The organism is Dyella subtropica, from assembly GCF_026283965.1.
Taxonomy (GTDB): Bacteria; Pseudomonadota; Gammaproteobacteria; order Xanthomonadales; family Rhodanobacteraceae; genus Dyella_D; species Dyella_D subtropica.
Genome location: NZ_JAPDPD010000003.1, coordinates 89,805 through 109,399, shown reverse-complemented (window position 1 = coordinate 109,399; position 19,595 = coordinate 89,805). Strand labels below are relative to the sequence as shown.

The following is a 19,595-nucleotide window of genomic DNA, read 5'->3' as shown; positions in this document are numbered from 1 at the left end:
CGCTGGCGCCAGGAAACGGTCGACGCATGAACGCATCCTACGATTCGAGCAACATCAAGGTACTTAAGGGTCTTGAAGCGGTGCGTAAGCGCCCAGGTATGTACATCGGTGATACCGATGACGGCACCGGCCTGCATCACATGGTGTTCGAAGTTGTCGATAACTCCATCGATGAAGCCTTAGCCGGCTATTGCGACCATGTCGTCGTCACCATCCACGACGACGGTTCGGTCAGCGTGAGCGATAACGGCCGTGGTATTCCGGTGGATATCCACCCGGAAGAAGGGCGCTCGACCGCGGAAGTCGTGATGACGGTCCTGCACGCCGGCGGCAAATTCGACGCGAACTCCTACAAGGTTTCCGGCGGTCTGCACGGCGTGGGTGTGTCGGTCGTGAACGCACTCAGCTCGCATTTGTGGCTGACCATCCACCGCGAGGGCAAGGAGCACCAGCAGGAATACGCCATGGGCGAGCCGCTGTACCCCGTCAAGGTGGTCGGCCCGTCCAACAAGCGTGGTACCACGGTGCGTTTCCTTCCTAGCCCGGAAACGTTCACCAATAACATCGAATTTCACTACGAGATCCTGGCCAAGCGCTTGCGCGAACTGGCCTTCCTCAACTCCGGCGTGACTATCGAGCTGAAGGATGAGCGTGGCGAGACCCGCCATGACACCTTTGCCTACGAAGGCGGCATTCGCTCGTTCGTGCAGCATTTGGCACAGCTCAAGACCGCGTTGCACCCCAACGTGATCAGCCTGAGCGCCATGCAGGACGGCATCAGCGTGGAGCTGGCGATGCAGTGGACCGACTCCTACCAGGAGACGATGTTCTGCTTCACCAACAACATTCCGCAGCGCGATGGCGGCACCCATCTCACCGGGTTCCGCGCAGCGCTGACGCGCTCGCTCCAGGGCTATATCGAGAAAGAAGGCCTGGCCAAGAACGCCAAAGTCGCGCTGTCCGGCGACGACATGCGCGAAGGCCTGATCGCCGTGCTTTCGGTGAAGGTGCCGGATCCAAAGTTCTCCTCGCAGACCAAGGATAAGCTGGTGTCCTCCGAGGTGAAGACCGCGGTGGAGCAGGCCGTCAACGAGAAACTCGGTGAGTTCCTGCTGGAACACCCGAGCGAAGCCAAGGCGATCGCATCGAAGGTGGTCGACGCGGCCCGTGCCCGTGAGGCAGCGCGTAAAGCGCGCGAAATGACTCGTCGCAAGGGGGCATTGGATATCGCCGGTCTACCGGGCAAGCTCGCCGATTGTCAGGAGAAGGATCCCGCGCTGTGCGAACTGTTCCTGGTCGAGGGTGACTCCGCAGGTGGCTCGGCCAAGCAGGGCCGCAACCGCAAGACCCAGGCCGTGTTGCCGCTGAAGGGCAAGATCCTCAACGTCGAGAAGGCGCGCTTCGACAAGATGCTGTCCTCGGCTGAGGTCGGCACGCTTATCACCGCGCTGGGCACCGGTATCGGCAAGGAGGAATACAACCCGGACAAGCTCCGCTACCACCGCATCGTCATCATGACCGACGCGGACGTGGACGGTTCGCATATCCGCACCTTGCTGCTGACCTTCTTCTACCGTCAGATGCCGGAACTGATCGAACGCGGTCACATCTACATCGGTCTGCCACCGCTCTACAAAGTGAAGCAGGGCAAGCAAGAGCTGTATATGAAAGACGATACGGCACTCAACGCTTACCTGATCTCCAGCGCCGTCGACAACGCTGAACTCATCTACAGTCCGGATGCGCCCGCCGTCGCCGGCGAAGCGCTGGAAAAGCTGCTGCGCGACTATCAGCACGCTCTCGACCAGATCGAACGACTGGGCCATCGTTTCGATGCCACCGTGCTGACCTCGATGCTCGAGCACACCCCGATGGAGCCGGCGCTGTGGAACGATGCCTCCGCTATGCAGGCTTGGCTGGATGCCGCCACCCAGCGCCTCGCCGCCAGTGGCCTGGGTAAGCCGCGCTATCGTTTGTCGTTGCGTCCCGCGCATGACGAGCAGCCGGCGGCGATCGAGGTGATCCGCGACCAACACGGTCTCAGCCACACCTGGCTTCTGCCGCAGCCGTTCTTCACCAGCTCAGAGTTCCGCCCGATTCTCAACGCCAGCCAGCAGGTCGCTGGACTAGTGCAGAAAGACGCTGTGGTTCGTCGCGGCAATGCTTCTCGTGGCGTGTTGACCTTTGCCGAAGCGCGCGGCTGGTTGCTGGATGAGGGCAAGAAGGGCCGTACCATCCAGCGCTTCAAGGGCCTCGGTGAAATGAATCCGGAACAGCTGTGGGAAACCACAGTGAACCCGGAAACCCGCCGTATGTTGCAGGTGGGTATCGAGGACGCCTTCGCCGCCGATCAGATGTTCTCCATGCTGATGGGCGAGGCGGTGGAGCCGAGGCGCGACTTTATCGAAGCGAACGCATTGAAGGTCGCCAACCTCGATATCTGAATGCTGCCCAGGGCCGGTGATGGGGATCGCTCTCGCGATATCCGTCATCGGCCTTTTCTTTGACTGTGTAGTACTAATGCACTAGTACATAAATACAATCAGGGCACACCCTTCAGAGTCGATGAGGGACGCTGACAACGATCCGTGTGGTCGTCGTCAGCCAGGGCAAGAGAGCGTCTGTTTGAGCTGTGCGTCTAGGACTACGTGACGTTCGGCACGAGCCATTTCTCCAAGATTCGCCAGTGAATGTTCCAACTTATTGATTTTTAACAATCTTTATTGCGGCACTGCAACTTGTTTCTGGATGCCAGCTCAGGTTACGCTCAGCGATCCCCCGCGTACCTTTGTGCGTGAAACCTTACACGAGGACTGCCATGAAGCACGTTCCCCTGATCAAGATGCTCGCCGGTGCGGCGCTTGCGCTGACTTTGGCGAGTAGCCCGGTGATCGCGAAAGACAGCAATGCTTCCAAGGAGAAGAAGGAAGCGCTGTACCCGAACGCGACACGCACCGAGCCGAAGCTGGATCTCACCAGCGAGAAAGATCAGAAGGCCTTGAACGAAGGTCTGGACGCGGTGAATGCGCAGGAGAAGGACAAAGCAGTCCAGGTCCTTCAGCCGATCATCGACAGCAGCAAGAGCAAGTATGCCCAGGCTTTGGCTCTGCAAGGCCTGGCCAACCTGCACTACAACGACGGCGACGTGAAGGGCGCCATCGACCTGCTCAAGCGCGCACTCGACAACGGCACCATGCCGAACGACACCTATTTCCAGCTCGAGTACATGCTGGCCCAGTTCTACCTGGCCAACGAGCAGTACCAGCCTGCCATCGACACCCTTACCAAGTGGCGCACCGAAGGCAAGAAGGAAACCGCCGACTCGTATGCGCTCGAAGGCAATGCCTATTACCGTCTTGAGAAGTACCCGCAGGCGATTGCCGCGATCAAGAAGGCCCAGTCGATGACCGACAAGCCGAACGACAGCTGGAACCAGATCCTGATGGCCAGCTATGCCGAATCCGGCCAGGGCGAGGAGGCCGCGAACCTCGCGCAGAAGCAGCTCGCTGCCAATCCGAACGATTCCACCGCGCTCAACAACGCCGTGGCGGTGTTGATGCAGTCGCAGAAGTATCCGGAAGCGATCCAGCTGATGGAGAAGGCCAAAGCGGCCGGCGCGTTCAAGGCGGAGAAGGACTACGTCAATCTTGCCAAGCTGTACCTGATCACCGGTCAGGAGAGCTCCGATCCCAAGCCGAACGCCAACAAGGCTGTGGCGGCGCTGGAAGATGGCATGAGCAAGGGCGTGGTGACGTCCAGCTACGACAATTACAAGCTGCTCGGCGATGCCTCCTATGTCGCGGACAGCCCGAGTAAGGCCATCCAGGCTTATCAGAAGGCCATGCCGCTGGCTAAGGATGGCGAAGCAGCCATCCGCGCTGGCCAGCTGCTGCTGAGCGAGAGCAAGTTCGGCGAAGCGAAGACGCTGATCCAGCAGGGCATTGATAAGGGCGTGCAGCGTAAAGGCACCGCCTACATGCTGCTGGCCGAAGCTTGCCGCGGGCTCAAGGACAAGCCGGGCGCGATCGCAGCCATGCAGAAGGCTGCACAGGATCCTGATACGGCCGCCAAGGCAAAGGCGTGGCTTAAGCAGGCGCAGGCAGGAGGCGGCAAGTAAGTCCAGCTCAGGTGTTTTGCAAGAACTTTGAAAGGTGCAGATAGACGTCCATTTATCTGCCCCTCAGGTGCTATACAAACGCCATGTGCTGTTGTACCGTTGAAACCTTTCCGTGCTCGTGTCCAGTGGCAAATGTCATCCCTCCGCGGATGGATTCGCCGCTAAGTGTCGTGACCACGTCTTACCGATTGACTAGCTCCAGATAGTGACAGATGGCCTCAAGTAACGAAGCAACCGGCCAACAAGGGCCGTTCAATTGGAGGCGTACCTGGGCGCTGGCTGTTGCCATCGCGCTGCATGCGTTCGCGTTCTTGATATTGGTGGCGCCGATGGCTCCGCCAAAGCAGGAGCAGAAGCAGAAGGAACGCATCGTGCAGGTGAATTTCATCGAGCCGCCACCGCCTCCGCCGCCTCCGCCGCCTCCGCCGCCGGAACCGCCAAAGCAGCCGCCGCCGAAGATCATTCAGCAGGTCAAGCCGCCGCCGTCCCAGCCACCGCCGGCTCCGCCGCCGGCTGTTGAGGAAGCGTCGACAAACGCAATTCCGGCACCACCGCCTGCGCCGCCTGCACCTCCGGCACCGCCTGCGGATATCACCGCCAGTCAGGACATCAGCTATAACAGCCGTATTCAGCCCAAGTATCCGCCGCAGGCTATTCGCCAGCGTCACGAGGGCACGGTTACCCTGATGATCTTGGTCGGCGTGGATGGTGCGCCCAAGGACATTAAGGTGGAAACGTCCAGCGGTTACCGAGAGCTGGATCAGGCCGCGATTGAAACGGCGCGCAAGTGGCGCTTCAATCCGAACATCAGGAACGGGCAGAAAACCGAGGGTTACGTGCGCGTTCCAGTCAACTTCAATCTCAATCAGCTGTAATTTCGGTTACAGACCCAGTTCACGCTTGACTTTCCAAGGGTAGCGTTATGTTCCAACAGACTCCTTCTCCGACCCCGGGCGCGGGCGGCACCTCCAACGCCGAAGCCATGAAGTCGATGGGCTTCGACCATCTCATCCACAACTTCGATTTCCTTGGCTGGATCGTGTTCGTGGTGCTAGTGGTGATGTCCTTCGCCTCTTGGTACTTCATCATTGCAAATGCGATCCGAAACGCTTCGGTCAGCGGCCGCGCCGATAAGGTGATCAACGGCTTCTGGACCAATGGCTCCACCCAGGACGCCATCCGTGAGCTGGAAGCCCAGCCGAAGGGCGAACCCTTCTCGAAGATTGCACTGGACGCTGCTTCGGCGGTCGCCCATCACCAGCAGGCTTCCACCGGCGCCGGTCGTCTGGCCGAGTCGCTGAGCCGCTCCGAGTTCATCGACCGCGCCCTGCGCCAGGCCGTGGCTCGCGAGAGTCTGCGTCTCGAAGGCGGCCTGACCCTGCTCGCCACAGTCGGTTCCTCGGCACCGTTCATCGGTCTGCTCGGTACCGTGTGGGGCATCTACCACGCCCTGATCAAGATCTCGGCAACGGGCAATGCTTCGATGGAAGCGGTGGCTGGTCCGGTGGGTGAGGCGTTGATCATGACCGCGTTCGGTCTGTTCACCGCGATCCCGGCCGTGCTTGCCTACAACTTCTTCAACCGTTCGAATCGCCTGACCTACGCTAAGTTCGACGAGTTCGCGCACGACCTGCACGACTTCTTCGCCACCGGCGCTCGCGTCGAAGGCAAGTGAGGGATTGACCCATGGCGATGAGCACTGGAGACAGTTCCGGCGGTCCGATGTCGGAAATCAACGTCACGCCGCTCGTCGACGTGATGCTGGTGCTGTTGATCATTTTCATGATCACCGCGCCACTGATGTCCCACCGGATCACCGTTGAATTGCCGACCGCGAATCCGAAGGTTGTGGATACGGAGCAGGTCGAGCCCATGGATCTGGCCGTCAAGGCGGATGGCAGCATGTACCTCAATGACCTCGAAGTCACCGAGGCCGAGCTGAAGGCACAGTTTGCGGTTGCGGCGGCCAAATCACCGCAGCCGGAACTTCAGATCCGTGCGGACAAGGCGACGGAGTACAAGATCGTGCGCAAGATCCTTGGCAGCGCCAAGGATCAAGGCATGGTCCATGTCGGTTTCATTACGACCGGCAAGGAGTAAGCAGTCATGGCATTCAGTTCTGGAAGCGGCAAGGGGCCGATGGCGGATATCAACGTCACGCCGCTGGTCGACGTGATGCTGGTGTTGCTGATCATTTTCATGATCACGGCTCCTATCCTGACGCACAAAGTGAAGATCGACCTTCCGCAGCCGAACCCGAACGTGGTTCAGCCGGAAAACCCGCTGGATCCGATCCGTCTGAAGATCGACCAGTCGGGCGCGCTGTACTGGAACGACACACCGGTCGACGAGCTGGGCCTCAAGGCGCAGATCGCGGTGATCGCCAGCCAGTCCAACCAGCCCGAGCTGCAGATCAATGCTGATGACGGCGTGGCTTACGAGCATGTGGCCCGAGTCCTGGCCGATGCAAAGAGCTACGGTCTGACCAAGATCGGCTTTACGGAAGGTCAGTGATCCCTAGGTAATCCACTGGCGGATCAATGCAACGCTACCCGCAAAACCCCCCGCCTCGCGCGGGGGTTTTTGTTTTCGGAATGCTGGCGATATCGCGGCGTGATGCGCTCATGGAGCACCTATCTGAATCTGCTTCGGAACGATCAGATTTGGCCTTCCAAACGGCCATCGCTGACTAAGTGCTCGGAAGACGAACCACCCTGTTTCGCTCGTCGCCGGCAAGTCCTTACCCAGATCAGCAAAATCCGCTCAGCGCAGAATCTGAAGATAGTTGCGCACCGTAGTGGCGAGCCCTTCGTACAACGCCTCGCTGATCAAGGCGTGACCGATGGATACCTCGGCAAGGCCAGGGATAGCTGCCTTGAACGTCCCAAGATTGGCCTGGCTTAAATCGTGCCCGGCATTGACCGCAAGGCCAGCCTGTTGCGCACGGCGCGCCGTATCGGCGCATAGCGCGAGGTTCTCGTGTGCATCACCCTCGGCGAATGCATGCGCGTAGGGACCGGTATAGATCTCAATGCGTTGCACGCCGATAGCGGCGGCCTGTTCAAAACCTTCGGCGCCTGCATCGACAAACAAACTCACGCGACAGCCGATACTGCGCAACGTATCGACCAGCGGCCGCAGTCGCTCAATATCGCGCTGCAAATCAAAGCCGTGATCGGACGTGATCTGACCGTCGCTGTCCGGGACCAGCGTGACCTGGGTGGGACGCACTTCGCGCGCGAGTTCAATCAGCCCCGGATAACTTCCCCTCGCCGGAGCGAACGGATTGCCTTCGATGTTGTACTCCACGCGACCGCGCAACATGGCGGCCAGAGCGCGAACATCGTCCGGCCGTACGTGACGCTGATCGGGTCGGGGATGTACGGTGATGCCGCCACACCCGGACTCGATACAAGTCTGCGCAGCTCGGATGATGCTTGGCTCGTCACCGCCACGCGAATTGCGCAGCACGGCAATCTTGTTGAGGTTGACGCTCAGCAGGGTCATAGGCACGTCGGCTAATGTGGATGGAATCGCGGTGGGCAGCGATGACAACCCGCGGCCCACTGAGAAGGAGGGCCGGAAACATTGCGCCTATCGGCGGAACGGGGCAAGTGTCCGCAGGCGGATCGTACGCGGGCCGCCACGCCAGGCCAGGCTGCCCACGTGATCGACATCGAGGTTCAGACGATGCAGCTGCCATTGGGTGGGCAGTTCACCATCGAGGAAACGTAGCGCAAGCCGTTCCGCTTCGCTGGCGATGCTCAGCCGATGCAGACCGAAGGCGAGGCCGCGGCCGGTTGCCTTCAAGACGGCTTCTTTGGCCGTCCATAGCTGGAGGAATGCCGCATCACGCGCGGAAGCGTCGAGGGCTGCGAGTACGGCGGCTTCATCCGCGCTGAAGTAACGTTCGGCGATAGCCAGCGCACGCGGCCGTTCGCGCAAGCGCTCCAGATCCACGCCCGGCTCGACACCACGGGCGATCGCAAACAATGCCTGGTCGCTGCTATGGCTCCAGTTGAAGTGCAAATCCGGATCGTGCGGTGCGGTCAGCATGGGGCGGCCATACTCGCCGGCCCCTAGACGTATATCGTCGGCCGCATGGCCGAGATAGGCCGCCAACAACGCATGAAAGGGCTCACGACCTTGGTGATGGTCGTACTCCAGCCGCCACACATGAATCTCATCTTCGCGCAGGTGCTCCGCTGCTTCCGCTGGAACTTTGCTTTCCGTTGTCGTCATACGCGCATGGTGCCGGCCGGCCGGGAATCGAACAAGCAGGCACGGTTAGGCGCGCCGGGGACTTTGAAACAGGTCGGGACGGGAAGGCGATCAGGACATCGGATATGGATGAGCTCGGTTGGAGGTAGGAGCGCACCCTGTGCGCGATGCCCTTCCATCGCATCGCCCATCGCGCACAGGGTGCGCTCCTACAGCTGCTGTTATTTGATCAGCCGCTCATCCACGAGGTTCTTCACCACGCTCGGGTCGGCCAACGTGGAGATGTCGCCGAGTTGATCGGGCTGGTTCTCGCCGATCTTGCGCAGGATGCGGCGCATGATCTTGCCTGAGCGGGTTTTCGGTAGACTCGGTGCCCACTGCAGGTAATCCGGCGTGGCGATCGGGCCGATTTCTTTGCGCACCCACGCGATCAGCTCCTTGCGCAGCTCGTCGCTGCCTTGTTCGCCGGCGATCAACGTGACGTAGGCATAGATGCCCTGGCCCTTGATCTCGTGCGGACAACCGACCACAGCGGCTTCAGCCACCTTCGGATGCGCCACCAGCGCGCTCTCCACTTCGGCAGTGCCGATGCGGTGACCGCTGACGTTGATCACGTCGTCGACGCGGCCGGTGATCCAGTAGTAGCCATCCTCATCACGGCGCACGCCGTCGCCGGTGAAGTAATTGCCCGGATAGGCGGTGAAATAGGTTTCGATGAAGCGCTGATGGTCGCCATAGACAGTGCGCATCTGGCCGGGCCACGAGTCGGCGATGACCAAGTTGCCTTCGGTTGCGCCTTCCAGCACCGCACCACTGGCGTCGACGATGGCCGGCTTGATGCCGAAGAACGGTAACGTGGCGGAGCCAGGCTTGGCGTCGATGGCGCCGGCCAGCGGCGTAATCAGGATGCCGCCGGTTTCGGTCTGCCACCAGGTGTCCACAATCGGGCAGCGCTCATCACCGACCACGCGGTAATACCACTCCCATGCTTCCGGATTGATCGGCTCGCCGACTGAACCAAGCAGGCGCAAGCTGGCGCGCGAGCACTTCTTCACCGGCGCCTCACCCTCGCGCATTAGCGCGCGGATCGCGGTGGGTGCGGTGTAAAAAAGCGAGACCTTGTGTTTGTCCACCACCTGCCAGAAGCGGCTGGTGTCGGGGTAGTTCGGCACGCCGTCGAACATGACCGTGGTCGCGCCGTTGGCCAGCGGTCCGTACACCACATAACTGTGGCCAGTGACCCAGCCGACGTCGGCGGTGCACCAGTACACGTCGTCCTCGCGCAGATCGAACACCAATTCATGCGTGTAGCTGGCGTAAACCAGATAACCGCCCGAAGTGTGCAGCACGCCCTTCGGCTGCCCGGTGGAGCCGGAGGTGTAGAGGATGAACAGCGGATGCTCGGCTTCCACTGGCGTGGGCCGGCAGTCGACAGACTGGCCTTCCATCAGCGTGTGGTAATAGCGATCGCGCGGCGATTGCATGGGCACGGCGCTGCCAGTGCGACGCACCACGATCACGGTTTCCACACTGTTGGTGCCGGGGCGCTCCAGCGCCGCGTCGACATTGCCCTTGAGTGGGATCTTCTTGCCGCCGCGCAAACCTTCATCGGCCGTAACGATCAGCTTGGCGGTGGAGTCGGCGATGCGGCCCGCCAGTGAATCCGGTGAGAAGCCACCGAACACCACCGAGTGGACTGCGCCGATACGCGCACAGGCCAGCATGGCCACGGCGGCCTCGGGGATCATCGGCATATAGATGGCCACGCGGTCGCCTTTGGTGATGCCAAGGTTCTTCAGCGTGTTGGCGAACTTGCACACTTCCGCATGCAGCTCGCGATAGGTGATGCGGCGTGACTCGTTCGGGTCGTCGCCCTCGAAGATGATGGCGGTCTTGTCCCCGCGCTCGGCCAGGTGCCGGTCGAGGCAATTGGCGGAGACATTGAGCTCACCATCTTCGTACCAGCGGATATGCAGGTTCTTCGGATCGTAGGACACGTTCTTGATCTTGCTCGGCGCCTTGGTCCAGTCCAGCCGCTGGCCAATACGGCCCCAGAAGGCTTCCGGGTCGCGCACGGATTCCGCATAGAGGCGGTCGTAATCGTCCTTGCGGACGTGTGCCTTGGCGGCGAACTCGGGCTGGACGGGGTAGCGCTTGGACATAGTGGGCTCCGCAAACGTTGGATACCGCGGCAAACCCTTTGCCAGGCGGTGTAACGCCCGAGTGTAGCGAAAGCCCGGCAATTCGGACGCGAAGGACGCGCTTCGACTTTGGTCGAGGTTCGACCCATGGGGAATAGGCGCCCCAACGCAGCATCACCATGCTCGGCTAAGAACCTGTCTAAAGACTCCGCGTGGCTCGCGCTGGGGCAGCTTGGGCGCATGGCAGGAAAAACGAGGGCGTGTACGCCCCGTACACAACCGAGGGATGACGATGCCATGCGCGCAAACCGATCCGGCCCGGAGGGTTGAATCGTTGTGGGCGCCAGGCGGCGGTGTGCGGTTGGACCTGGCCATCAGCCAGACACTGCGCCACGCCCCAGCACTTGGCGCCCCAGCGAATCAACGCGCGCTACACGGAGCCTTTAAACAGGCTCTTGGCCATCGCCTGGGGAGGCAAGACCATGGTTCTCACACGTTTCGGTAGTCACCGTACGGTGCTCGTCTTGGGTATCGCCGCCGCGTTGGCGTTGCCCATGGGCGCGCATGCCGCGCAAAAAACCAGTACGACGAAAAATCAGAGCACCCGCGAAAAACAGCTCGAATCACGCGTGACCCAGCTGGAGCAGGAGCTGGCCGAGCTCAAGAGCATGATCCAGGAGCAGAAGGCGGCCACCACGCAAGTTGCTCAGACGGCTCAGACCGCCCAAGCCACTGCCGAGGCGACCTCCGTCCAGGTGGAGGCGGCTAAGAAATCGGCCGCGGAAACCAAGCCTGCATTTACCACTGCGCCGGGCGTGTCGGTGGCGTTGCATGGCTTCATCAGCGCCAGCGCGTTCGGTCAGGACAAAACCTTCACCTATGGCAACGGCCAGAATGCCGAAATTCCAGCCGTGCCGGCCAAGGCCAACTCCGGTGCGCTCAGCGGTGTGGATGTCCGCAACACGCGTTTCTGGCTGGACTTCACCGGTGCCAAGCTCAACGAGAACTGGGGCGGCGGCGGCCGTATCGAAATGGACTTCTTCGGGGGATTCAACGGCACCGGCGCTTACTCCCAGCAGCAGCCGATTCCGCGCCTGCGCCAGGCGTATATGGAGCTGACCAATCCGAACTCGGGCAGCACCGTTCGCATCGGCCAGCAGTGGGATTTGATGTTCCCGCTGGACTATGTGCCCACTTCGCTCTCGCATATCGCCTTCCCGTTGGGCTTTGGGTCCGGCTTGATCGGCTGGCGCTATCCGGGCGTGGTGTGGATGCAAGATCTCAACCATGGTTCCGACGGTCTCAAATGGCGATTGGACGTGGGCGCCTTCGAGGGCAACTGGAGCGGCCCGAATCCGGCGGGCGGCACCAATACGATCAATTACCTGACCGCCGGCAACGCGCACTTCCAGCCACAGGTCGAAGCACGCCTGCGTGTAGCGGACAAGAACTGGATGGCGTACTTCGTGGCGCACTATGCCTCGCTTGATCTCAAGGGCGTGAACAACTCCTTCCCCACGCCGATCAGGGACAAGATCAAGAGCGTCGGCTATGAGGTGGGCGGCCAGTGGAAGCCGGGGCCGTGGACGTTCAAGGGCCTGGTCTACGCGGGTAACGGCCTGGGGCAGATCTTCGGTGCCATGTCGCAGTTCGGCGACATCAGCGAAGCGGGTGGTTTCGTGCAGGCGGGCTACACCTTCATGTCGAAGTGGAGCGTCAACGCGTTCTATTCGCTCAACAAGCCGAACAAGACCGACGTGATCCGTTGGACCATTACCAGCCCCGCCTCCAATGCGCTATTGAAGGATGAGCAGGCGGCGCTAAGCCTGCAATATGCCTCCGGCGCCTACGAACTGGGCATCGAGTGGATTTACGACAACTTGCATTATCAAACTGGTGCTACGGGCGCGCGCAAGGGCATCAATGGCAACCAGGTCAGTCTCAGCGCGCTGTACAAGTTCTGAGCTTATGGGCGGCGACAGGTTTGCTGTCGCCGCCCTATCATCGAGTGCACCGCATGCTCTGACTTCGCCGTGATGGTTGAAACGAGGCGGTTCAACTTTTCAGTAGGGGAGCATCATGGCTACAACAGCAACAGACGCCCGAGGTCCGCTTGGCATCAGTCACCGCAGAGTCGTGCTGGCCTCCAGTGTCGGCACCGCTTTCGAGTGGTACGACTTCTACTTGTACGGGTCGCTCGCCGTATTGATCGGCAAGCACTTCTTCTCGGGCCTCAACGAGACCAGCGCATTCATCTTCGCGCTGCTGGCCTTCGCCGCCGGTTTCGCGGTGCGTCCATTCGGCGCCATCGTGTTCGGCCGCCTGGGCGATTTGATCGGGCGCAAATACACCTTCCTCATCACCATTGTCATCATGGGTATGTCGACCTTCCTGGTCGGCGTGCTGCCCGACTACTCCTCGGTGGGCATCGTTGCGCCGGTGTTGTTGATCGCATTGCGTTTGCTGCAAGGCCTGGCGCTGGGTGGCGAGTACGGCGGTGCAGCCACCTATGTGGCCGAACACGCGCCTCAGGGCAAGCGCGGTCTGTACACCAGCTTCATCCAGATCACCGCCACCTTCGGTCTGTTCCTGTCGTTGCTGGTGGTCATGGGTACGCGCCTGAGCCTGGGCGATGCGGGCTTCGAAAGCTGGGGGTGGCGCATTCCGTTCCTGGTGTCCGCGGTGCTGGTGGCGGTGTCGGTGTACATCCGCCTGCAGCTGCAGGAATCGCCGGTGTTCCAGCAGATGAAGGCCGAGGGCAAGCATTCCAAGGCGCCGCTGACCGAAGCCTTTGGTCAGTGGAAGAACCTGAAGGTGGTGATTCTGGCGCTGCTCGGTGCGACCGCCGGTCAGGCGGTGGTGTGGTACACGGGCCAGTTCTATGCGCTGTACTTCCTGACCCAGAGCCTGAAGATCGACAGCACCACGGCGAATCTATTGATCGCGGGTGCGCTACTCATCGGCACACCTTTCTTCGTGTTCTTTGGCTGGTTATCGGATCGCATCGGTCGCAAGCCCATTGTGCTCGCCGGCTGCTTGATTGCCGCGCTTACCTATTTTCCGATCTTCAAAGGCATCACCCACTTCGGTAACCCGGCCATCGAGAGCGCCGCCGCTACCGCACCGGTGACGGTGATCGCCGACCCGAACACATGCAGCTTCCAATTCGATCCTGTGGGCAAGGGCAAATTCACCAGCTCCTGCGATGTGGCCAAGACCTTCCTGGCCAAGAAGGGCATTCCGTACAAGAACGAAGCCGCGCCGACCGGTACGCTGGCCCAGGTGAAGATCGGCAATAACCTGCTCGATTCGTTCGAGGGCGGTAACCTGGACGGCGCCGCCTTCGCCGCGAAGAGCAAGACCTTCGGCACCACCGCAGGCGCAGTGTTGAAGCAGGCCGCCTATCCGGACAAGGCCGACCCCGCGCAATCGAACTACCCGATGTTGTTGGTGCTGCTGACGATCCTGGTGCTCTACGTGACCATGGTCTACGGCCCCATCGCCGCGTGGCTGGTGGAGATGTTCCCCACTCGTATCCGCTATACCTCAATGAGCTTGCCGTACCACATCGGCAACGGCTGGTTCGGCGGCTTCGTACCCACCATTGGCTTCATGCTCGTGGCTTGGAAGGGCGATATCTACTACGGCCTGTGGTACCCGATCATCGTCGCCGTCGGCACCTTCTTCATCGGTCTGCTGTTTCTGCGCGAGACCAAGGATGTCGATATCCGGCATGGATGAAACGACGGTCGCATGAGCGAAAGGCGCAGCCGTGGCTGCGCCTTTTTGTTTCAGCGGTGCAGGTCGTTCAAGGGTGGCTTGCCTTCACGCAATCGCTGGATGTCGTAGTCCGACAACGTCTCGATGCGCGAGCTGGCACTGATCCGCTGCTGCGCAAACGCCAGCACGGTGGCGAATAAGCCGATGACACCGATCAACAGCCACAAGCCCATCGCGCCGCCGCTATGCCGGGTAAAGCACAGCACGAAGGCGAGCAAGGTACCGATCAGGAAGAACCAGCGCATGGATGCCCCCTACACGCACGGAAGAACGGCTGGGTAAATCATAACGCTACCCCAGCTATCGGGCGGATCTTAGCTATCTGGCTGCCCCGGGTTTGCCATGCCGTCCACAAACCTGCCGGCACGGCAGCGTAAGATCGGCCGTCACTACCGGCAGGCTTCGAGACTGGTTCATGCAGGAGATGCCTCTTTCCATCGACCCGTCCGAGCGACCCGGCGGGTTATGGCGATCCATCGATGGGGTAGGCACGGTGTTTGCACTGCTGCTCGATCACTTCAAGCCCGTGCGGGTGTCCCTGCTGGTGGTGATCATCGGCGCTTTTATCGCGATCGGTGTGGATCAGGCTGCCGAGTTGTTCTTGATCGCGGTCTGGACCGACCCGAGCACCGGCCGCTATCTCGGCCTGCTCGCCAGCAGCGCACTGGCCGGGCTAGCGATCTGGTATGGCGCGCGCAACGCCTATCGGCTGACTTATCCACGCTGGCCCGCCTTGCAGGATCGTCGCGGGATGGGTCTGCGCCAATGGTTACCGCGCTTGCTTGGCGCATCCATTCCTCTGTTGGTGCTGTTGGGTTACGTGCTGGCGCTGGACACCGTGCCACATGGCCCCTGCAGCATCACTCTGGACTGCCAGCAGCGCATCTGGCGTGCGGCGGGACTAGTGATCGAGTCCGTGATGCTGATCTTGTTCTTCATCACTCGCCGCCGCTTGGTGAACGCGTTGCCACGCGCTGCCAGCCGGATACCCATGTGCGAGTTGCACTCGGATGAGCAGCGTGTGGAACGGGTCGGTCAGCTGGGACGCACCCCGCTGCGGCTGTATACGTTGACCATCTCACTGAACATCGTCGCCACGGTATGGATCGCATGGCGTCCGGAACTGCTGGATGGCATCGGCCCGCTGGCGATCCTGCTGATCGCGGCGAGCTTCCTGTGCTTCAGCGGCGGCTTGCTGTGCATGCTGGCGGACCGGCGTGGCTTTCCTTTGTTGAGCGGCTTGCTGCTCCTCAGTGCGGCATTGCACTGGTTGCATCTCAACGACAATCATCGCGTGCGGCAGTACCCGGCGATGAGCACGCACCAGCATCCCGAAACCGCGCCGGTCGACACGCGACCTGCTTTCGACGACTACGCCAACGCCTGGCTGGATTCGCGTTGCGCAGGCAGGGCGGTATGCCCGGTGGTGCTCGCCACGGCGGAGGGCGGCGGTATTCGCGGGGCGGCGTGGACCGCGATGGTGCTGGGGCGACTGACGGCCATGGTCGATGCGCGGCATCCCGCCATGGGGGAGCCCTTGCTCGGCCGCTACCTGTTCGCTGGCAGCGGAGTCTCCGGCGGCAGTCTTGGCCTGGCAGCGTATGTAGCCCTGCTGCGGCAAGCTTCCCCGTCGCGTACGACCACGTTGGAAGCGAGAGCCCAGACCTTGCTCGACCACGACTTCCTGGCACCAGCATTGGCCAGCATGTTCTTCGTCGATTTCACCCAGCGCTGGCTGCCCGGCGCGTGGCTGGACGATCGTTCGCGCGCGCTGACTCGCGCATGGGAGTACGCCGGACGCGAGCAGGGCACCGACGCCTTCGCACAACCTTTCAGTGCGCTCTATCGTCAGGCCGATGGCAGCGTGGATACCGGCGCGCCTGCCCTGTTCCTCAACAGCACCACCGTGGCGGAGGGGCGACGCTTCATCCAGCATCCGTTCCGCCCGATGGCATCGCCGTCATCGCAGCCCTGGACAGCGGCGTTCGACGGCTCGGCTTGGCTCGATCCGCGCGCGCCATTGAGCGAGGCGGTGCTCAACAGCGCCCGCTTTACCTACAGCAGCCCGGCCGGCACTTTGGAAACCGAGCCTGCACCGGACGTCACTGCTCCGGTACCTAGACGCCTGCAATTGGTCGACGGCGGCTATTTCGAGAACTCGGGGGCTGCCACGTTGCGTGAAGTGATGCAGCAGCTTCGAAGCGTTGCCGCGCGGCGCAGCCAAACGCTGCGCTTCATCGTCATCCACATCAGCAACGATCCGGAACTGGAGGACTTTGTTGACGAGCATGATCCCTCCGCGCCTCTTCCGTTCTACTCGCCCGCGTGCCGGGCGGCAGCAGCAGGTGCAGGCCATGCACTCAGCGGTGAAGCCGTCGCGCCGCTGAAAGCCCTGTTGGCTACGCACGGCGCTCGTGGCGAGTACGCCCGTGTGCAGTTGCTGCGCACCTTGCAACCGAACCAAGGCGATCCGGCGCAGGGCGATGTGCTGTGGCATTTCCGCCTCTGTTCCGGGGACTATCCGATCCCCTTGGGGTGGACCATTTCGGCGCCAGTCTTCGATGAATTGCGGCGGCAGTTGCAACAGAACTACCCCTTGGCGCGCATGGCGGAAGCGCTGGATGAGCAGCTGTCGCCACCGTCGCCTTCGAGCCACTAACAAAACTACTGCGCAACCGCGAGGCGGGCGCGGTCGGTGCTCGGAATCCTCATGTACGGCCCAGTACACTCCGGTTCCTCCGCGCCGCCCACGCCCACCTCGTGGCTGCTCGCTACGTTTTGTTAGCGGCTCAAGATGGTGTCGCGATAGTTGAGACGTCCCCGGTGCAGACTGTGCGGATGATCGGTCAACCGCATGCATTCAAGGGACGTGGTGCCGCCTCCAATCCGGAAGGGCGCTTCGAAACTATTCGCCATCACGCCGAAGACGATGGCTGGCAACACGCGTTGCTGGATGAAGAGACACCGCGTCCGCAGACGGTAGTCACCGAGGAGCGCGCGCGCAGCGTCATCACCCGCAACGACTCGCCGGACATTGCCTTCAGCCAGGCCCTCAATCCCTACAGGGGTTGTGAGCATGGCTGCATTTATTGCTTCGCGCGGCCGTCGCACAGCTATCTCAATCTATCGCCCGGTCTCGATTTCGAAACCAAGCTGCGTGCCAAGAGCAACCTCGCTGAAGTGCTGCGTCACGAGTTGTCCAAGCGCAACTACGTACCCCAGCCGATCAACATCGGCAGCAATACCGATCCCTACCAGCCGATCGAGAAGCGCTTCCGCATCACGCGCGCCGCGCTCGAGGTGCTGGCCGAATGCCATCACCCGTGCACCATCGTCACCAAGAACGCGATGGTGGAACGCGATATCGACATCCTCGCGCCCATGGCGCGCGAAGGTCTGGTGCAGGTGTTCCTTTCGGTCAACTCGCTGGACAACCACCTCGCCGCAAAGCTTGAACCGCGCGCCAGCGCGCCGCATCGGCGCATCGAGGCTATTCGCACCTTGGCGGAAGCGGGCGTGCCGGTTGGTGTGCTGGTGGCGCCGATCATCCCGGCTCTCAACGATCGAGACCTGGAAGCCGTACTCGATCAGGCCGCGGAGGCGGGCGCCCGCTGCGCCGGCTACACCGTGCTGCGCCTGCCGCATGAACTGAAGCAGCTCTTTCGCGAATGGCTGGCGCTGCACGCACCACAGCGCGCCGACCACGTGATGAGCCTGGTGCAACAGATGAACGGCGGCCGCGATTACGACAGCAACTTCGCCACGCGCATGCGCGGGCAGGGCGTCTTCGCCGATCTGCTGCGCCGACGTTTCGAGGTGGCCTGTCGCAAGCATGGCTTCGGCCGCGCACGCGAATTGCAACTCGACCTTTCTCGCTTCACGCCACCGCGCGAGACTTCACCGCAGGGGCAGTTGTTCTAATCCGAATGCTTCAACCGAAACGTTGGCGCATTTGCTCGACCTGGATGCGGTTGCCATCGGCCAGTGTGTGGAAATCCGCGCTGACATCCGGATGTTCTGCAACGCGTTGCCAGAACACCGTTGCCCACGCCGCGGCGCGCTGCCAATAAGACAAGTTGGCCGGCGCCGGTGGCTTCGGTTGATGCGACTGCATCGGCAGGTTTCCGCTGGCGCCCGGACGGTAGAACATCGGCAGCATGTCGTAGCTTGGGCAGGGCGATAGTGGCAGCGCTTGATCGAGAAAGAACGAGAGATTGCCAAAGTGCATGTCGGTGTTGCCAATCAGTTGGCCGAACCACCACAGCTGTTCGATATGCGCCACGGCTTCGCCCATAAGCCAGTGATCACGATGCATGCGCGCGGCAGCGGCCGGCCAGCTGTCGCGTACGCCATCGTGGGCATCGCTCCACGCGGCCAGCGATACGATGCCGCGGCGCCCATGGGGGCCGATGCGATCGAAACGGGTTGATTCGAGGCAGAGCCGATCGCGAGACCAGATCAGTTCGCTGTGCGCGCTGGCTAAACCCTGTTCCGTCAGCAGTTCGCCGGCAAGGTGCTCGCAAACCAGCAGATCCGCCCAGCGGCGAGCCACGGGGCTGTCGCTGACCGGTTCAGAGAACTTCACAATGACGTGCCGCAGACCACCATCATCGGTCTCGACGCAGGTGGTGAACTTGGGTTGTTCGCCAGCGGCGGATGAGCCTACGTCCGAGCCGGTAAGGGCGGCATCGGCCAGTGAGGCATAGCGATCCACAGGGGCTTGTGCAGGCACAGGCGCGTGGGCGGCGCTTAATGCACGTTCCAATGCCCGGTCACCGAGGATGAATTGTCCCGGGCCGTCATTGCCTCGCAGCAGCAGAGCGGCAAGTACTTCGTCATCATTCCAGCGAAGGATGTCGTCGCCCAGGCCCAGTTCGAAAGCGTGGCTGCGTGCGAACATGCGGCCCAGAAAGCCCTGCGGTCGCATGTCATCGAGGAACCAGGGCAGGCCGGGGAACAGGCCATCGCCAAACTCGCCGCGAAGCCAATCGGGTAGCTGCACTGTTTCAAGCAGGCTGCCGCCACCGTGCAATGCCACCAGGCGACCGGCGTCTTCCGGCTGTCCGGCTCCATTGATCCGATATAAGGGCCAGCGGTCCCCGAGCCCCTGCACCTGGCGCGTCATGGCATAGCGCGAACTGCGCGCGCGGCCGATTTTTGCCACCTCGCTGCCTGCTTGCGCGAGCAGTCGCGAAACGGTGGGTTGGCTGACGCCTAATGCCTCGCCCAGTTCTCGCGCCGTTGCCACTCGGCGCGCGCGAAGGACGTTGAACAGGGCGGCTGTATGTGGGGTAGATGTGGGCACATATGAATAGATACTTGAATAGATATTGTCA

At 61.7% G+C, this 19,595-nt stretch carries 15 protein-coding genes and 1 other RNA gene; 11 read left to right on the top strand and 5 right to left on the bottom strand.

Going from position 1 to position 19,595, the window contains the following annotated elements; translation table 11 throughout:
* Nucleotides 1-26 precede the first annotated feature (26 nt).
* The 6 genes from gyrB to OUZ45_RS04120 all read left to right on the top strand — a co-directional run bounded on the left by gyrB (nucleotide 27) and on the right by OUZ45_RS04120 (nucleotide 6,631).
* Nucleotides 27-2,444 carry a DNA topoisomerase (ATP-hydrolyzing) subunit B gene (gene gyrB / locus OUZ45_RS04145; RefSeq protein WP_266168659.1) on the top strand — a complete coding sequence of 806 codons (2,418 nt, stop codon included), beginning with the start codon at nucleotides 27-29 and terminating at the stop codon, nucleotides 2,442-2,444.
* Nucleotides 2,445-2,818: 374 nt separating this feature from the next.
* The gene (locus OUZ45_RS04140; RefSeq protein WP_266168658.1) at nucleotides 2,819-4,117 is read left to right on the top strand and encodes a tetratricopeptide repeat protein; all 1,299 of its coding nucleotides are present in this window, start codon (nucleotides 2,819-2,821) and stop codon (nucleotides 4,115-4,117) included.
* A 212-nt stretch (nucleotides 4,118-4,329) separates the two neighbouring features.
* A complete protein-coding gene (locus OUZ45_RS04135; protein WP_266168657.1) occupies nucleotides 4,330-4,992 on the top strand; it encodes an energy transducer TonB in 663 nt (220 codons plus the stop codon).
* Between the two features lie 47 nt (nucleotides 4,993-5,039).
* Nucleotides 5,040-5,792 carry a MotA/TolQ/ExbB proton channel family protein gene (locus OUZ45_RS04130; protein WP_266168656.1) on the top strand — a complete coding sequence of 251 codons (753 nt, stop codon included), beginning with the start codon at nucleotides 5,040-5,042 and terminating at the stop codon, nucleotides 5,790-5,792.
* An 11-nt stretch (nucleotides 5,793-5,803) separates the two neighbouring features.
* Complete coding sequence (locus tag OUZ45_RS04125; RefSeq protein ID WP_266168655.1) at nucleotides 5,804-6,217, top strand: ExbD/TolR family protein; 414 nt, start codon at nucleotides 5,804-5,806, stop codon at nucleotides 6,215-6,217.
* A gap of 6 nt (nucleotides 6,218-6,223) precedes the next feature.
* Nucleotides 6,224-6,631 carry an ExbD/TolR family protein gene (locus OUZ45_RS04120; RefSeq protein ID WP_266168654.1) on the top strand — a complete coding sequence of 136 codons (408 nt, stop codon included), beginning with the start codon at nucleotides 6,224-6,226 and terminating at the stop codon, nucleotides 6,629-6,631.
* Nucleotides 6,632-6,880: 249 nt separating this feature from the next.
* Here OUZ45_RS04120 and OUZ45_RS04115 read toward each other — a convergent pair whose 3' ends face one another.
* From OUZ45_RS04115 to acs, 3 genes are all read right to left on the bottom strand, one after another.
* A complete protein-coding gene (locus tag OUZ45_RS04115; RefSeq protein ID WP_266168653.1) occupies nucleotides 6,881-7,624 on the bottom strand; it encodes a pyridoxine 5'-phosphate synthase in 744 nt (247 codons plus the stop codon).
* An 87-nt stretch (nucleotides 7,625-7,711) separates the two neighbouring features.
* A complete protein-coding gene (locus OUZ45_RS04110) occupies nucleotides 7,712-8,359 on the bottom strand; it encodes a 4'-phosphopantetheinyl transferase family protein (protein ID WP_266168652.1) in 648 nt (215 codons plus the stop codon).
* A gap of 200 nt (nucleotides 8,360-8,559) precedes the next feature.
* Complete coding sequence (acs, locus tag OUZ45_RS04105) at nucleotides 8,560-10,500, bottom strand: acetate--CoA ligase (protein ID WP_266168651.1); 1,941 nt, start codon at nucleotides 10,498-10,500, stop codon at nucleotides 8,560-8,562.
* A gap of 461 nt (nucleotides 10,501-10,961) precedes the next feature.
* Between acs and OUZ45_RS04100 the strand changes: the two genes are divergently transcribed.
* Both OUZ45_RS04100 and OUZ45_RS04095 read left to right on the top strand, forming a co-directional pair.
* Nucleotides 10,962-12,443 carry a hypothetical protein gene (locus OUZ45_RS04100; protein ID WP_266168650.1) on the top strand — a complete coding sequence of 494 codons (1,482 nt, stop codon included), beginning with the start codon at nucleotides 10,962-10,964 and terminating at the stop codon, nucleotides 12,441-12,443.
* A 115-nt stretch (nucleotides 12,444-12,558) separates the two neighbouring features.
* Nucleotides 12,559-14,220 carry an MFS transporter gene (locus tag OUZ45_RS04095; RefSeq protein WP_266168649.1) on the top strand — a complete coding sequence of 554 codons (1,662 nt, stop codon included), beginning with the start codon at nucleotides 12,559-12,561 and terminating at the stop codon, nucleotides 14,218-14,220.
* A gap of 50 nt (nucleotides 14,221-14,270) precedes the next feature.
* On the opposite strand, the gene OUZ45_RS04090 is transcribed toward OUZ45_RS04095, so the two are convergent.
* Nucleotides 14,271-14,504, bottom strand: coding sequence for a hypothetical protein (locus OUZ45_RS04090; RefSeq protein WP_266168648.1), 234 nt, complete (start codon nucleotides 14,502-14,504; stop codon nucleotides 14,271-14,273).
* Between the two features lie 170 nt (nucleotides 14,505-14,674).
* Between OUZ45_RS04090 and OUZ45_RS04085 the strand changes: the two genes are divergently transcribed.
* The 3 genes from OUZ45_RS04085 (at nucleotide 14,675) to OUZ45_RS04075 (ending at nucleotide 18,180) form a co-directional block, all read left to right on the top strand.
* Nucleotides 14,675-16,918 (top strand): hypothetical protein, encoded by a 2,244-nt coding sequence (locus OUZ45_RS04085; protein WP_266168647.1) that lies wholly within the window; start codon nucleotides 14,675-14,677, stop codon nucleotides 16,916-16,918.
* 51 nt (nucleotides 16,919-16,969) lie between these two features.
* Nucleotides 16,970-17,046: non-coding RNA, sX9 sRNA (locus OUZ45_RS04080), on the top strand.
* Nucleotides 17,047-17,097: 51 nt separating this feature from the next.
* Nucleotides 17,098-18,180, top strand: a complete 1,083-nt coding sequence (locus OUZ45_RS04075) for a PA0069 family radical SAM protein (protein ID WP_266168646.1) — start codon at nucleotides 17,098-17,100, stop codon at nucleotides 18,178-18,180.
* 10 nt (nucleotides 18,181-18,190) lie between these two features.
* On the opposite strand, the gene yjjJ is transcribed toward OUZ45_RS04075, so the two are convergent.
* A complete protein-coding gene (yjjJ, locus tag OUZ45_RS04070) occupies nucleotides 18,191-19,564 on the bottom strand; it encodes a type II toxin-antitoxin system HipA family toxin YjjJ (RefSeq protein ID WP_266168791.1) in 1,374 nt (457 codons plus the stop codon).
* Between the last annotated feature and the right edge of the window lie 31 nt (nucleotides 19,565-19,595).